General features: G+C 30.5%; 16 protein-coding genes. 7 read left to right on the top strand and 9 right to left on the bottom strand.

Annotated elements, in window-relative coordinates; translation table 11 throughout:
- Positions 1-79: 79 nt before the first annotated feature.
- Both JJ842_04375 and JJ842_04370 read right to left on the bottom strand, forming a co-directional pair.
- Positions 80-1225, bottom strand: a complete 1146-nt coding sequence (locus JJ842_04375) for a citrate synthase (GenBank protein MBO6971146.1) — start codon at positions 1223-1225, stop codon at positions 80-82.
- A 124-nt stretch (positions 1226-1349) separates the two neighbouring features.
- A complete protein-coding gene (locus JJ842_04370) occupies positions 1350-2810 on the bottom strand; it encodes a hypothetical protein (GenBank protein MBO6971145.1) in 1461 nt (486 codons plus the stop codon).
- 89 nt (positions 2811-2899) lie between these two features.
- Here JJ842_04370 and JJ842_04365 point away from each other — a divergent pair, with 89 nt between their 5' ends.
- On the top strand, positions 2900-3250 hold the full coding sequence (locus JJ842_04365; protein ID MBO6971144.1) for a rhodanese: 351 nt from the start codon (positions 2900-2902) through the stop codon (positions 3248-3250).
- Here the strand turns inward: JJ842_04365 and trpB are convergent, their stop codons facing one another.
- Positions 3251-4495 carry a tryptophan synthase subunit beta gene (gene trpB, locus JJ842_04360; GenBank protein MBO6971143.1) on the bottom strand — a complete coding sequence of 415 codons (1245 nt, stop codon included), beginning with the start codon at positions 4493-4495 and terminating at the stop codon, positions 3251-3253.
- A 48-nt stretch (positions 4496-4543) separates the two neighbouring features.
- Here trpB and JJ842_04355 point away from each other — a divergent pair, with 48 nt between their 5' ends.
- The gene (locus tag JJ842_04355) at positions 4544-4855 is read left to right on the top strand and encodes a translation initiation factor SUI1 (GenBank protein ID MBO6971142.1); all 312 of its coding nucleotides are present in this window, start codon (positions 4544-4546) and stop codon (positions 4853-4855) included.
- Positions 4856-4897: 42 nt separating this feature from the next.
- Positions 4898-5521 (top strand): adenylyl-sulfate kinase, encoded by a 624-nt coding sequence (gene cysC, locus JJ842_04350; protein MBO6971141.1) that lies wholly within the window; start codon positions 4898-4900, stop codon positions 5519-5521.
- A 16-nt stretch (positions 5522-5537) separates the two neighbouring features.
- Here cysC and purE read toward each other — a convergent pair whose 3' ends face one another.
- A complete protein-coding gene (gene purE / locus JJ842_04345; GenBank protein ID MBO6971140.1) occupies positions 5538-6029 on the bottom strand; it encodes a 5-(carboxyamino)imidazole ribonucleotide mutase in 492 nt (163 codons plus the stop codon).
- A 134-nt stretch (positions 6030-6163) separates the two neighbouring features.
- On the opposite strand from purE, the gene JJ842_04340 reads away from it, so the two are divergent.
- Positions 6164-6865, top strand: coding sequence for a magnesium protoporphyrin IX methyltransferase (locus tag JJ842_04340; GenBank protein MBO6971139.1), 702 nt, complete (start codon positions 6164-6166; stop codon positions 6863-6865).
- A 1-nt stretch (position 6866) separates the two neighbouring features.
- On the opposite strand, the gene JJ842_04335 is transcribed toward JJ842_04340, so the two are convergent.
- On the bottom strand, positions 6867-7595 hold the full coding sequence (locus JJ842_04335; GenBank protein MBO6971138.1) for a response regulator transcription factor: 729 nt from the start codon (positions 7593-7595) through the stop codon (positions 6867-6869).
- A 59-nt stretch (positions 7596-7654) separates the two neighbouring features.
- Here JJ842_04335 and JJ842_04330 point away from each other — a divergent pair, with 59 nt between their 5' ends.
- Entirely contained in the window at positions 7655-8800 is a 1146-nt protein-coding gene (locus JJ842_04330; GenBank protein MBO6971137.1) for a cysteine desulfurase, read from the top strand.
- A 13-nt stretch (positions 8801-8813) separates the two neighbouring features.
- Here the strand turns inward: JJ842_04330 and rsmH are convergent, their stop codons facing one another.
- A complete protein-coding gene (rsmH, locus tag JJ842_04325) occupies positions 8814-9716 on the bottom strand; it encodes a 16S rRNA (cytosine(1402)-N(4))-methyltransferase RsmH (protein MBO6971136.1) in 903 nt (300 codons plus the stop codon).
- A gap of 38 nt (positions 9717-9754) precedes the next feature.
- Here rsmH and JJ842_04320 point away from each other — a divergent pair, with 38 nt between their 5' ends.
- Entirely contained in the window at positions 9755-10942 is a 1188-nt protein-coding gene (locus tag JJ842_04320) for an NAD(P)H-quinone oxidoreductase subunit H (protein ID MBO6971135.1), read from the top strand.
- Between the two features lie 9 nt (positions 10943-10951).
- Entirely contained in the window at positions 10952-11404 is a 453-nt protein-coding gene (locus JJ842_04315; GenBank protein ID MBO6971134.1) for an acyl-CoA thioesterase, read from the top strand.
- Positions 11405-11407: 3 nt separating this feature from the next.
- On the opposite strand, the gene JJ842_04310 is transcribed toward JJ842_04315, so the two are convergent.
- Genes JJ842_04310 through JJ842_04300 form a run of 3 tightly spaced genes read right to left on the bottom strand, consistent with a single transcriptional unit; the run spans position 11408 to position 14486 of the window.
- Complete coding sequence (locus JJ842_04310) at positions 11408-12622, bottom strand: AMP-binding protein (GenBank protein ID MBO6971133.1); 1215 nt, start codon at positions 12620-12622, stop codon at positions 11408-11410.
- Positions 12607-13572 (bottom strand): o-succinylbenzoate synthase, encoded by a 966-nt coding sequence (locus tag JJ842_04305; GenBank protein ID MBO6971132.1) that lies wholly within the window; start codon positions 13570-13572, stop codon positions 12607-12609. Before JJ842_04305 ends, JJ842_04310 begins: the two co-directional genes overlap by 16 nt.
- The gene (locus JJ842_04300; protein ID MBO6971131.1) at positions 13569-14486 is read right to left on the bottom strand and encodes a 2-carboxy-1,4-naphthoquinone phytyltransferase; all 918 of its coding nucleotides are present in this window, start codon (positions 14484-14486) and stop codon (positions 13569-13571) included. The genes JJ842_04305 and JJ842_04300 overlap by 4 nt, the downstream gene beginning before the upstream one ends.
- Between the last annotated feature and the right edge of the window lie 97 nt (positions 14487-14583).

The raw sequence follows: 14583 nt of genomic DNA, 5'->3' as shown, positions 1-14583 counted from the left end.
TTTTATGTTATTTACTTAATACATTAACCCCTCACAAACAATATGTGTGTTTTTTTATGAAAAGCTGCAAATATTTCCTCTATTTTCTATTCTCTAGGCTGATCCAATCTCTTGGTGCTGAACCGGTATAGATTTGCGATGGTCTGAAAATTCTATTCGCTCCAAGTTGCTCTCTCCAATGTGCCAACCAACCTGCAACTCTAGATATGGCAAAAATTGGAGTAAAAAGATCACGAGGAATTCCAAGTTTTCTATAAACGAGACCAGAATAAAAGTCCACGTTAGGGAATATACCCTTCTGTCCGAGTCTTGGTATTGCCTCTGCCTCTAGTGATTTAGCAACTTCATACATTTCATCTGCTCCAAATCTAATAAAAAGCTCTTCTGCCAGTTTTTGAAGAATTATTGCTCTTGGATCTTTGACTTTATATTCTCTGTGACCGAAGCCCATTATCTTACTTTTATTTTTTATAGCATTATCCAAAAAAGAAGCAGCATTTTCTGGAATTTTGATTTCTTCTAACATTGCAATAACATCCTCATTTGCTCCTCCATGAAGTGGGCCAGCCAGGGTTCCCACCGCAGAGGCGATGACAGCATATGGGTCTGTAAGAGTGCTTGCAGTTACTCTTGCGCTAAATGTACTTGCGTTTAAACTATGTTCGGCATGTAGAATTAAACATCTATCAAAAACTTTTGCGGCTATAGGATCTTGTTCTTTTTCAGTAAGCATGTAAAGAAAATTTGATGAGTAAGTTAAATCATCTCTAGGTTGAATTGGGTCTTGTCCTTTTCTGATAAGTTGAAACGCAGCAATCATTGTTGGTATTTTTGCTATTAGTCTTATCACTGCGTTATAGATGTAATTAGGATCATCTATTGCTCTACGTGAATAGAAGAGCCCCAAAGAAGCTGCACTAGATTGAAGAGCATCCATAGGATGACCTGTTGCAGGGAAACATTTCATCATATCTCTGACTCTAAAACTTAGTCTTCGATGCATTTGAACTTCTTGTTCAAAATCTCTTAGTTGAATAGCTGTAGGCAATTCACCCCAAATCAATAGGTAAGCAGTTTCTAAAAAACTGCTTTTTTTTGATAGTTCCTCAATGGAGTAGCCTCTGTACAATAATTTACCCTTGTTACCGTCTATATCACAGATAGATGAATTAGTAACTGGGACACCCTCTAATCCTGGTTTTAAAGTTAGTTTTTTGCTATCCAATTCCTTAATTCAATATTAAATACTTATAGATTAAAGATAGTCAAATAATGATTAATTAACCACAAGTTATTAACTTCACAAAAATTGTAATTAATTGTTTTTAAAGCTTTTTTGAATGACTTTATTAAAGTATTTTTAATATTTTTTCTGTATAAAGAATTGGATTTTTTTCAGGAATAGATTGTCTAATGATTTCTAGAGATTCTTCATTTGATATTTTTAAAATATTTGTAATGAGAAAATTAAGATCTTGTAAATCAGTAAAATTTTTAATTTTTTTAGAATTTTCATCTTTGATATCAACTTTTGCATAAAGAAAAGCAGATTTATTTTTATTAGTTTTTAGGTTAAAAAATTTATTTGAGACTGTTTCTAATTTTTTATCATCAATTAAATAATTACTTATGATTTGTAAATCTCCTGATTCTATTGAATAGATATTTTCATAAGTTAATTCTTTTATTAAATCGTTTTTTTCTTCAAGAATATCTTTAGTATAAATCGAGTAAATATCTTCATTCTTTTTCAAAGTATATTTGTTGAAATCTTTAAGTTTTTTCAAAGTACTTAAGTTAAATTTATCTCCAGTATTTTTTTGAAATGCAATAAGCCAATCTTTTTTTGAATTGAGAATTAATATGTCTTCATTGATATTTTGATCAAACTCTTCAAACAAACTAAGTTCAAAATCACTTATTAAAGGTTTTAGATATTTTTCAAAATTTTTTATATCACAAAAAATTGAAACTTCTGGATTATTTTCATTCCTTTTCTCTTTATTTAAAAGCTTATCGTAAGTATGAATATCAATATTTTTTTTATTGTTTAGTAAATATGATTTTAAAATTAAATACTCATTTTTATAGTCAAATGTTGTAGCTATAATATCCTCATTATTCTCAGGAAAAAATTCTTTATTAAAAAATTTACTTTCCCAAAATTTATTTGTGAATAAAATATTTTTTTCTTTTTTTAGTCCAAAAAATCCCCCCTTATATTGAAATTTTTTTTCTTTAAAATCATCACCAGAGCTAATACTGTTTTTGATTAATTTTTTATCTGATGACGCAATAACATAATTATCTTCTGTCCGATATATGAAATTGAGAAAATTTATTTTATTTTCTCTATAAATTGGAATTATTTCATTGGTCTGATCAATTTGATTGGGGAGATGCAATATATCATCAAGATTTTTTTCTGGCTTAATTTTAAAAGCAATCAAAACATCATCTTTAAGTTTTTTATTATTCTCAAAAGTTGAGATTATAAATTCATTATTATAAATATCTTCTAATTTATTGTTCCCTAGATCTAAACCTAAGTAATCTAATATAGAATCTTTTAATAAAACTATGTCATTTTGATTTTTAGGATTTTTATCTTTTTCATTATTGTTAAAAATATTGAAATTTTCTAAATTTGAAATGAATAATAATTTATTTTTTTCAGGTACATATTTTAAGATATTTAGTTGCTCAATATTTGTACTTTGCTCTTTATTTTTATTTGCAGAAACTTTTTTAAAACCAACAAAAAGAAATAAAGAAAATAATAGTAATATTGCTACTATTCTAAGTTTCATTATCAATGTTTATTTTTATTTTTAACAATAAATAACCCTCTGCAACTTAATTTATTAAATTGTAAATAACACATAATTTATCCTCTCAATTGGGAAATTATCCAAAATCTATAAATGCTTCTACTCTCAATGATTGGTTTGATTCTAAGAATGAAGATCCAGTCTTAATTGATGTAAGAGAACAGTCAGAACTTGAAATAGCTCGTTTTTCAAAAGAATTTTTACATATACCAATTAGTAAAGTCACATTTGAATATGTTGAAGAAATATTTGCTGGTTTGTTAGAAAGAGAAATCGTTGTTACTTGCCATGCAGGAATAAGAAGTTATAACTTTTGTCAATGGTGTTTAGATAATAATATTGTGAAAGAAATCTGGAATTTAGAGGAGGGTATTGATGGATGGAGTAGATATATTGACCCATCAATTCCTAGATATTGATTAAATATTTAATGAAGATGCGACAGTATTCACATCTTTGTCACCTCTTCCAGAGCAATTGATCACTATATGAGTATCTTTTTTAAGAGTAGGACATAATTTATCCAACCATGCAAAGGCGTGGGAAGTTTCAAGTGCTGGTATAATTCCTTCAAGTTCACTAACAAGTCTTAAAGCATCTAAAGCTTCTTGATCTGTGACTGATCCATATTCTGCCCTACCTATATCTTTCAAATGGCTATGTTCGGGACCTACTCCTGGGTAATCCAAACCTGCACTTATTGAATGAGCTTCTTGTACTTGACCATTATTATCTTGTAGAAGAAGACTCATTGATCCATGCAGAATTCCAACTGACCCTTTAGTAATAGTTGCAGCATGTTTGTCAGTGTCAACTCCGCTTCCTGCAGCTTCAACACCAATAAGTCGTACAGATTTTTCCTTTACGAAAGGATGGAAAAGACCCATTGCATTTGATCCCCCACCTACACAAGCAAGTAAAATATCGGGCAAAGACCCAAACGATTCCATGCATTGTTTTTTAGTTTCTTCTCCAATAACTGCATGAAAATCTCTCACGATTTTCGGGAAAGGGTGTGGACCTGCAACTGATCCTAAAATGTAGTGTGTTGTTTCTACATTAGAAACCCAATCTCTAATTGCTTCACTAGTTGCATCCTTGAGTGTTGCAGTTCCTGAATTTACAACTTTAACTTCAGCTCCTAGCAGTTTCATTCTGAAGACGTTAAGAGATTGTCTTTTTATGTCTTCGGCACCCATATAGATAATGCATTTCAAGCCAAATCTCGCACAAACAGTTGCAGTAGCAACTCCATGCTGGCCTGCTCCTGTTTCTGCAATTATCCTTTTTTTGCCCATTCTTATTGCTAATAAAGCTTGTCCAAGGGCATTGTTAATTTTGTGTGCACCAGTATGATTCAAATCTTCTCGTTTAAGCCATATTCTTGGAGTTGCTTGTTTGGTTTTGTAATGGTCAGTAAGTCTTTTAGCTTCATAAAGTGGTGTTTCTCTTCCTACATAAGTCTTAAGAAGATGATTTAATTCTTTTACAAAAAGCTTATCTTTCCATGCATTTGATGCAGCAGTTTCAAGCTCAAAAAGAGCAGGCATTAGAGTTTCAGGAACATATTGACCACCATATTTTCCAAACCTTCCCTCTTTGGAGGGTTGATTTAAATCGTCGTTTTTATAATTTTGATCTTTGCGAGAAAATGTACTTACCACTTTTTCTATAGAATAAGTATTAACTAACTATAGATTATATTTAAAATAATGGGAAAAAAGAATTGGATCGAATTTGATAATCAAGAAATAAAATCTGAAGAAATAGCTAATTTAGATACTTTTAATAAAAAGTCAAAAATAAATATTTCAAAACAAAAAAAAGGTAAAAAGGGTAAGACTATCACTTTAATAAGAGGGCTAGGAACTGAGAATGAAATCTTATTAAAAGAATTACTAAAAAAAATTAAGGTTTTTTGTGGTACTGGAGGAACATTAATTGATAGTAATATCCAGTTACAGGGCGATATGGTATCGAAATCAATTGAGTTTCTTCGTAAAGAGGGATTTCATAATTTATAAAGCAAGGGTTAGGATAGGTTTTTAATTTTGATGAGCCAAAAAATGAAAGAACAAGATCAAACAAAGTCAACCAATATAAAGTGGCATAATTTAACTATTGATAGAGAAAAATTAGAGAAAATGAGAGGTCATAAAAGTATGGTTATCTGGTTTACAGGTTTATCTGGCTCTGGTAAAAGTACTTTAGCCAATGCTTTAAATGAAGTTTTACACTTAGATGGTTTTTCGACTTACGTGTTGGATGGGGATAACATTAGACACGGTTTATGTAAAGATCTCGGTTTTTCGGATGAAGATAGAGAAGAAAACATAAGAAGAATTGGAGAAGTTGCAAATTTATTTATGAATGCAGGGATAATTACAATTACAGCATTCGTTTCACCATTTATTAGCGATAGAGATAAGGTGAGAAAAATTATTGGATCTAAGGATTTTATTGAAGTTTATTGTGCTGCAGATATCACAGTTTGCGAAAATAGGGATACTAAAGGTCTTTATAAGAAAGCTCGATTGGGCGAAATTAAGGAATTTACTGGGATTTCTAGTCCATATGAAGCTCCTCATAATCCAGAAATTACTGTTGATACAGGATCATTAGATTTAAATGATTCTGTTGAAAAAGTTATTAAGTACCTTAAAACAGAAAACTTTCTCAAAAAGAGCTAATAGAAAAAGTATAGTTTCATAGATTTTGAAGATAATTTTCAGCTCCAATACTTGATAACTTACTATTTTTAGTCCTTACTTGTTTATGAAGATTTTCTCTAAATTTTTTTAGATTTTTCTTCATTGATTCATCAAATAAACTGATCATTCCTATTGCTAATAACCCAGCATTTTGACCTCCATTAATTGCAACTGTTGCTACTGGTATCCCAGCGGGCATTTGAACAATTGATAAAAGAGAGTCAATCCCCTTAAGTGTCTTACTCTCTACTGGCACTCCAATTACAGGAATGCAAGTAATGGATGCCAACATTCCTGGAAGATGTGCAGCACCCCCAGCCCCCGCAATTATTACTTTTATGTTTTCTGTTTCTGCATTTTTTGCATATTCCATCATTTCAATAGGTGTTCGATGAGCAGAAAGTATACAAACTTCAGTTTTTATTCCAAATTCTCTTAAAATATCTACAGCAGGTTTCAATGTTTTTAAATCTGAATCACTACCCATTACGACAGCGATTTTATAAATATCTTTAGAATTTAATTCTGACAAAATAACAAAACAATTCTTTCCTATAATGGCGTGCAATTAATTTGGCGCCAGTTAGTTAATATAAAAAGAATAAATTTTCATAGAAAACTATGACGTCCAATAAGATTATCGAAAAAAGTGAGGTTAGGGAGTATTTTAATGGCACTGGCTTTGAAAGATGGAACAAAATTTATAGTAAATCTGATGAAATTAATACAGTTCAGAAAAATATAAGGAAAGGACATCAAAAAACTGTAGATGATGTAATCTCATACATCAAAAATTACCCTGAACTAACAAAAAAAAGTTTTTGTGATGCAGGATGCGGTGTTGGAAGTCTATCCATACCATTACTAAGACTAGGTATAAAAGAATTACAGGTGAGTGATATTTCTTCTGAAATGATTAAAGAAACAAAGAAACGCATTAATGAATTAGGTTTGAAACAAGAAAAAATTAAATATGAAATCTGTGATTTGGAAAAATTAAAAGGATTATTTGATGTTGTAGTTTGTTTGGATGTGTTTATTCATTATCCTCAACCAGTTGCAGAAGAAATGGTCCAACATCTTTGTGATTTAAGTAAAGAGAAACTTATTGTAAGCTTTGCTCCATATACGCCAGTTCTCGCTGTTCTAAAAAATATTGGGAAATTATTTCCTGGGCCAAGTAAAACTACAAGAGCTTATACATTGAAAGAAAAGGGCATTATTAATGCTGCTAAAGAAAGAGGATTTAAGGTGGTTAAAAAGAAATTAAATCAAGCTCCTTTTTACTTTTCAAAACTAATTGAATTCGAAAAAATTAGATAATTTATTTCACTAAATGATTTTCAAGTGCATAACGAACTAATTCTGTTCGGCTAGATGTACCTGTCTTGATAAAAAGTCTACTTACATATTTCTCAACATTTCTAATAGATGTTTCAAGCTGTCTTGCAATTTCTTTATTCATCAGTCCCTCTGCTACTAGTTGCAGCACACTAGCTTCTCTAGGAGTAAAACTAGGAAGATTTATTTTATTTTCTGGATTAGTCTGGTTTTGGTCTGTGAGCATAGATTTTATTTCAGTAATTTGTTTTGCCATTTTGCTTACGTCAATATCTGCGAATCGTGCCGCTTCTTTTAATAATCGTTCTTGTCTGTTGATTACATTTTTAACTCTTGCAGCTAATTCATCGGGATCGAAAGGTTTGGAAATATAATCATCAACTCCCGCAAGATAACCTTCTGTTCTGTCTAGGGTCATTCCTTTTGCAGTTAGAAAAATAACTGGAGTTCCTCCTAATTTTTCATCCTCTCTAATTTTTTCTAATAAAGCATAACCGTTGGCTCGTGGCATCATAATATCGCTAATTATCAAATCGGGGAAAATTGTTTGAGCTTTTTCCCAACCATCCTCTCCATCAACTGCAATAAATATTTCAAAGCCTTCATCTTCTAAAAATGTTTTAACAGCTGTTCTTAACCCAGGCTCATCATCAACTAATAAAATTCTTGATTTTCTTACCGGTTCATTATTTATTTGATTAATTTCATTCATTTTTTTAATTCTTTAATTTGATTTTCTAGTAATAAACAGAATTTTATATACTAAACATAATGCTATCAACTCCTATACTACTAGACTATCAATCTTCGACTCCTTGCTCTAGAGATGTCGTTGATTCTATGAAACCTTTTTGGAGTGAGATATTTTCTAACCCTGCAAGCAAATCTAATTTGGCGGGGATCAACGCAAGCGCTATATTGGAAGCATCAAGAGAAAAAATAGAACAAAGTTTATTTCTTAAGAATAAAAAAGTTATTTTTACAAGTGGAGCAACTGAATCTAATAACTTAGCGTTATTAGGTTTTGCTAGAAATTTCTATAAAAAAACAGGAAATTATGGACATATTATTACCTTAAAAACGGAGCATAAAGCTGTTTTGGAGCCCTTATACCAACTAAAAAAAGAGGGATTTATGGTTACAGAAATTAATCCTGAGAAAGATGGCTTAATTTCAGAAGAACAATTCAAAAAAAATATAAGAGAAGATACATTTCTGGTTAGTGTAATGTTGGCAAATAACGAAATAGGAGTTATTCAGCCCATAGAAAATATTTCAAAAATATGTAAATCGAGAGGAATAACATTTCACTCTGATTTTGCACAATGTTTAGGTTATATGGCGTTAGACAATCTTTTATTAGATGTAAACATGGTAACGATGAGTTCTCACAAAATATATGGTCCTAAAGGGATAGGACTTCTTTTGATTGATGAAGAAATTAATCTTGAGCCTTTAATTGTTGGAGGAGGTCAGGAATATGGTCTTAGGTCCGGCACATTACCTCTTCCTTTAGTAGTTGGCTTTGCTAAAGCAATAGAGATAGCAGTTTTTAATCAAAAAAATAATGCTGAGAAATTACTTTTTTATAGAAATAACCTTTTAGAAGGGTTGTTAAAAAATAATTCTGGTTTATTAATTAATGGCTCCTTAGAAAAAAGATTACCTCACAATCTAAATTTGACTGTATTGGATTTAAACGGAGCAAAGTTTCATAAACTTTTAAAATCTAAAATAATTTGTTCTACTGGATCTGCATGTAGTAATGGTGAACCATCTCATGTTTTACTAGCCTTAGGTAGATCTATTAAAGATGCAGAATCTTCAATAAGGTTAAGTATTGGATTAAGTACTAATTCAAAAGATATAAAACAAGCAATTCATATTCTTACAGATACGATCAGATCATTACGATAGAAATTATAGGCTTTTAATTTAATTGAGCAATTCTTAATTTTCCACTTCTAGCTCTTTTGTTTAGTTCGACTTCTTGTTCGGAAGGAGTTATTGGCTTTTTTGTCAGGTTTTTTAGTCTTTGATCATTCTTAAAACAACTTTTAACTAACCTATCTTCAAGGGAATGAAAACTAATAATAGAAATAATACCCCCTGGCAAAAGCCATTCAGGTACAACTTGCAAAAATTTTTCTAATACTTCAATTTCTTTATTAACAGCAATTCTTAGTGCTTGAAATGTTCTTGTTGCTGGATGTATTTTTTTATATCTTTGTTTTGGTGGGAAGCAGCCTGCAATAGAATATGCTAACTCTTTTGTCCCAGAATATTTCCCATTTTCCTTTAAATCTAATTTTATTTTCCTAGCAATCTTTCTTGACAATCTCTCATCTCCATATTTATAAATTAGGTTAGCTAGATCTTTTTCATTTAAAGCCTCAATTAATTTTTCTGCATCAACATCAAGAAAAGGATTCATGCGCATATCAAGCGGACCATCTTTTTGGAAACTAAATCCTCTTTTAGGGTCATCAATTTGGTTACTATTTACTCCAAGATCTGCAATCACAAAAGAAACTTTTTCTTTTGGTACAAAATCTGCAAAATTTGAAGCCCTTATATCAATCCTACTTTTAAACTCATCAAGTTTTTTTGATGCTGATTTTCTTGCGAATGGATCTTGATCAAGTCCAATTATATTTAAATCCGAATATTTTCTCAATAAATGATAGGAGTGCCCGCCTCCGCCTAAAGTTGCGTCTATTCCCTTAAGTTGATTGTTATGTATAAGTGGGTAATGCTCTAATGAGGCCATAATCTCATCTGTCATAACTGATTGATGATTGAAAAAAGATGAATCAGATAGGTCAGTTTGCATAACTTTCGACTAAGATTTATTTAGAAGTTAAATTTCGAATGGCTCAGCTAGAGACTAGAACAGAACCAATGGTGGTCAATTTTGGCCCTCACCATCCCTCAATGCATGGGGTTTTAAGGTTAGTTGTAACCCTTGATGGTGAGAATGTCATTGATTGTGAGCCAGTAATTGGATATTTACATAGAGGAATGGAAAAGATAGCTGAAAATAGGACAAATGTAATGTATGTACCTTATGTAAGCAGAATGGATTATGCAGCAGGAATGTTTTATGAAGCTATTGTAGTAAATGCTCCTGAAAGATTAGCTAATATTCCAGTTCCTAAAAGAGCTAGTTACATCAGAGTTCTTATGCTCGAACTTAATCGTATTGCTAATCACCTTTTATGGCTTGGTCCCTTTTTAGCAGACGTGGGAGCTCAAACTCCATTTTTCTATATTTTTAGAGAAAGAGAGATGATCTATGATCTTTGGGAAGCTGCTACTGGGCAAAGGCTAATAAATAATAATTTCTTTAGGATAGGCGGTGTCGCATGTGATCTCCCATACGGATGGTTAGAAAAATGTATAGACTTTTGCGATTGGTTCGGTCCTAAGATAGATGAATACGAAAAATTAATCACAAATAATCCAATTTTTAGAAAAAGAATTGAAGGTCTTGGAACAATACAAAGGGACCAGGCAATTAATTGGTCTTTGTCTGGGCCAATGCTTAGAGCTTCTGGAGTCTCCTGGGATTTAAGGAAAGTCGATAGTTATGAATGTTATGACGATTTTGATTGGCAGATTGCTTCAGAAAAAGAAGGAGATTGTTATGCGAGATATCGAGTAAGAGTTGAAGAGATGAGACAATCACTAAGCATCATTCGCCAAGCCTGCAAAATGATTCCAGGAGGTCCAACAGAAAATTTAGAAGCTCAAAGAATGGCGACTGAAGATAAGAAAAGTGAAATATTTGGTATTGACTATCAATATGTAGCTAAGAAGGTTGCTCCAACTTTTAAAATTCCTAACGGAGAATTATATACAAGATTAGAGTCCGGCAAAGGAGAAATAGGTGTATTTATTCAAGGAAATAATGAAGTTACCCCATGGAGATTTAAAATCAGAGCAGCTGATTTAAATAATCTGCAAATATTGCCTCATATTCTGAAAGGTGCCAAAATAGCTGATATTATGGCTATCCTTGGTTCAATAGATGTCATTATGGGATCTGTTGATAGATAATTTCTTTAAATGAAATCTGCTGACTGGTTAATATTGCAGAAGAAGGTAAGATTTGGTGATTGTGATTCTGCAGGTGTAATTCATTTTCATAACTTATTAAAATGGTCGCATGAAGCTTGGGAAGAAAGTATGGAGATTTATGGGATTCCTTCTCAAGATATTTTCCCAGATTTTTCTATACGTAAAAGTCAAATTATTTTTCCAATAGTAAATTGTGAAGCAAACTTTCTTGCGCCTATAAAAATTGGAGATTTATTAAAAGTAAAAATTGCCCCTCATAAAATTAATACTCATTTGTTCCAAGTAAATAGCTTTTTTATAAAAAATGGAAATAAAGTAGCCGAAGGGAAAATTATACATTGTTCTTTAGATGTTGATTCAAGAAATAAAATAGAACTTCCCGCTCAGTTAGAAAGATGGATAGAGGCTTCTAATGTGAGTACAAATTTAAAAGAATGCTAATTATTATTTTTCAAATTTATAGTTTATTTTTTCTGTAATGCTATTTTTGTTTTTAACAATCCACTTTTCAGGCTTTTCATGTTTAGGCCAACTTTGAGAAAATTTTTTTAATAAATTTAAAGATATTTCAATATTTTTATTATTTGTAAGTTCTCTAAATTCAACTATTACTTTAATTTTATTTCCCCATAATTTGTTAGATACTTTTGAAATATTGAATTTATTAATTGGGATATTTTCTTTCATAATAAAATCATTTAATCTAGATTCAATTACTTCAGGGAAAACGATTTCTCCTCCTGAATTAAAGGCATTATCACTTCTGCCAACAAAGTTTAAATAGAGAGAATTATTGATTTGAATAATTTCACCTAAATCACTTGTTTGCCACCACCCATTTTTATTCTTGAAATTTTCAGTTTTAAAAGAGTCTATTATTTCGATTCCAATTCTGGCTGATTTTATCTCGATTAATCCTTGTGCGTTAATTCTTATTTTTGTATCAGGTAGTATTTCTCCAACATTTTTAAAACCCATTAAGAATTCTTTTGGTTTTAAAATCGTAACCATTGCTGCTGTTTCAGTTGAGCCGTAACAAGGTGCTAATTTTATTTTTTCTCTTATACATTGTTCTGCAGTTTCTTCTGAAATTGAAGCTCCACCTACCCAAATTAGATCAAAAATTTTTAACCAACTTATTCCATCTTTTTGAGCTAAAAGTCTTTGTAATTGTGTAGGTACTAATGACGTAATCAAGTGTTTTTTGTTTTTTTTAAATTTAATTGTAAAAAGTAAAAGTTCTCGAGTTTTTTTTATCAAATTCGGAGAAATATTAATACAATCACATCCCCAAGTTTGACTTCTAAAAATTGGCATTAATCCACTTATATGGTTCAGGGGTAAAGTATTTAAAATTAAGCAGTTTTGCAATTCAAATCCTTGCTCTATTAGCCATTGACCTGATGTAGCTGCAGATAATTTAAGATTATCTAAATGGTGAAAACATTGTCTCGGTTTTCCAGAACTCCCACTACTGTTTAAGATAATTGCTGGCCCATTTTCATTAATTGAGTTTAATACATATTTGTCTTGATAAAATTTGTTTTTCACATAAATAATTTTATTCTCTCTAATTTTTTCAATAATTTTCTCTACAGATTGAGTTTCGTTATTTTCAACTTCAATAGTATGAATTTTATTTTTCATAGTTGATCCCATATCTTTTTTGCTTCATTTAAAAATAGAAACGAATTAGGGAATCTATTCATTGCTAAACCAGGAACTTTTGGAGTCGGTCCTTGTAATTGTAGAGATGATAAATGATAAAGCCATCTCTTCCCTATACCAGTTTCAAATGAGGTACTTATAGATATTAAACCTTTTTTATTTTCTAATTCTCTTAAAAGCTTAACTGGATTATTTTCTTGAGAAGGTCTTCGAATTTGCCAACCTTTCCACTCATCAATCAAATTTGGAAATTTTAAAAGTGATTCGTCTAAGGCTATAGGGATTTTTTTGTTTAGTTCTGTTAGTCCATCAATATCATCAACGCATAGAGGTTGTTCTAACCAATCTATATTTTTGTTGCCCTTCAAAATATCAGCCCATCTATTAGCTATCTCTCTTCCCCAAGAACCATTAGCATCTATTCTTAACTTAATATTATTGTCTATTTGGCTTAAAATTTCTTCTAAACTTGCTTCTTCCTCATGATTATTTTTTAATGCTACTTTCCATTTTATTGTTAATGATTTTCCAATATCAGATTGTCTTTTTTTAATTTCATTTAGATCTGAAACCACATTTTCATGATTTAATAATATGGCTGTTTTATTAAATTCATCAAAGTAGTAGTTTTCTTTAAAAATTATTTTTCCATTTATTTCGGCTAATGCAGAATTTATTGCAGATTGAATGCATGGATGAAAAATATTTATTTGCTCAGATAAATTAAATAATTCCACATACGAAGGTATCATTTCTAGTTGTTTTGCACACTTTTTTAAGTCTTCTTTATGAAGCGGTGAAACTTCTCCAAACCCAATTTTTTTATCATTACTTGTTAATTTAATTATCCAACCCGATTTTGTATGGTAAGTGGTTTTAGAATTTTCTACTTTGGCGGATAACTTAAAGCTATAAGATTTTTTTTGAAATATTAAGTTCATTTATGAAGCAAGTAATTAAATATTAATCCTGTGATTAAGCCAACTCCATTAAGAGTTTGAAATTTTATTGCGATAAATTTACAATTTTTTATTGCACTAGGGTTTTTATATGAAGAACTTAATAAATTTATAAGTTTTATTGCTTGAGGATAACTAATCAAATAAAGGATACAAAACACTGGAATAAATCCATTAACTATAGTGAAAAGTTGAAAAATATATATTGTAAAAATTATCCAAGGCACAAATTGAGAACCTTTTTTTGACCCTAAGCGAACTAAAGGTGAATTTTTCCCATGCTTTTTATCTTCAGAAATTTGATGAAAATGAGAACAAAATAATACAAGAGTTGTTGCCAAGGAAGGTCCTGAACCAAGTAATAAAGAAACTTTCCAGGGAATATCTTCAAAGAAAATATTAGATGGATTTAACGCAATTAAGATTGCAGAGTAAGCAAACGGTCCAAATGCAAGCCAGCATAATGGTTCTCCTAAACCTTGATAGCCAAATCTAAAAGGAGGGCCTTGATATAAATATCCTAAGAAGCAGCAAGCTGCCACCAAAATCAAAATGTTTATACTTGTTGATACTGAAATAATTGAAATTATTAATAAACCAATAACTAAAGATGTATATGCAATAAATGAAATTATTTTTTTATTTTTTACAAGATTTACAATTGAATGGAATTTAAATTCATCGATTCCTGTTTCTGCGTCGAATAAATCATTAGTAAGATTTTCCCAAAGTAATATCAAAATTGCAGCTAAAGTAAATGCAATCAAATTATAAATTTTTACCTTTTCATATTGATTGAGTAAATAAGCCCCTGTTATTAAAACTGGAAGTATGGCAACAGAATAAAGAGGCCATTTTATTGCTTGTTTCCATAATTTTTTTTTATCTTCGTCCATTTTTAATTAACACACAAAATTAGAAAATTTTTAAATGTAGTTTATAAATTGAGTTACATTTTTTACTTTATTGCATGATTTTTAGTTATTTTCAATA

The organism is Prochlorococcus marinus CUG1433 (assembly GCA_017644425.1).
GTDB classification, from domain to species: domain Bacteria; phylum Cyanobacteriota; class Cyanobacteriia; order PCC-6307; family Cyanobiaceae; genus Prochlorococcus_A; species Prochlorococcus_A marinus_U.
Note: the sequence above shows the minus strand (reverse complement) of the source record. Positions and strands in the feature narration are given on the sequence as shown.

Bases quoted from the DNA above. Each gene is read 5' to 3' on its own strand.
- JJ842_04310 (MBO6971133.1), bottom strand. From the start codon at position 12,622: ATGGGATCAACTATGAAAAATAAAATTCATACTATTGAAGTTGAAAAT.
- JJ842_04305 (MBO6971132.1), bottom strand. From the start codon at position 13,572: ATGAACTTAATATTTCAAAAAAAATCTTATAGCTTTAAGTTATCCGCC.
- JJ842_04315 (MBO6971134.1), top strand. From the start codon at position 10,952: ATGAAATCTGCTGACTGGTTAATATTGCAGAAGAAGGTAAGATTTGGT.
- JJ842_04300 (MBO6971131.1), bottom strand. From the start codon at position 14,486: ATGGACGAAGATAAAAAAAAATTATGGAAACAAGCAATAAAATGGCCT.
- purE (MBO6971140.1), bottom strand. From the start codon at position 6,029: ATGGGTAGTGATTCAGATTTAAAAACATTGAAACCTGCTGTAGATATT.
- JJ842_04355 (MBO6971142.1), top strand. From the start codon at position 4,544: ATGGGAAAAAAGAATTGGATCGAATTTGATAATCAAGAAATAAAATCT.
- JJ842_04335 (MBO6971138.1), bottom strand. From the start codon at position 7,595: ATGAATGAAATTAATCAAATAAATAATGAACCGGTAAGAAAATCAAGA.
- JJ842_04320 (MBO6971135.1), top strand. From the start codon at position 9,755: ATGGCTCAGCTAGAGACTAGAACAGAACCAATGGTGGTCAATTTTGGC.
- rsmH (MBO6971136.1), bottom strand. From the start codon at position 9,716: ATGCAAACTGACCTATCTGATTCATCTTTTTTCAATCATCAATCAGTT.
- JJ842_04330 (MBO6971137.1), top strand. From the start codon at position 7,655: ATGCTATCAACTCCTATACTACTAGACTATCAATCTTCGACTCCTTGC.
- cysC (MBO6971141.1), top strand. From the start codon at position 4,898: ATGAAAGAACAAGATCAAACAAAGTCAACCAATATAAAGTGGCATAAT.
- JJ842_04370 (MBO6971145.1), bottom strand. From the start codon at position 2,810: ATGAAACTTAGAATAGTAGCAATATTACTATTATTTTCTTTATTTCTT.
- JJ842_04340 (MBO6971139.1), top strand. From the start codon at position 6,164: ATGACGTCCAATAAGATTATCGAAAAAAGTGAGGTTAGGGAGTATTTT.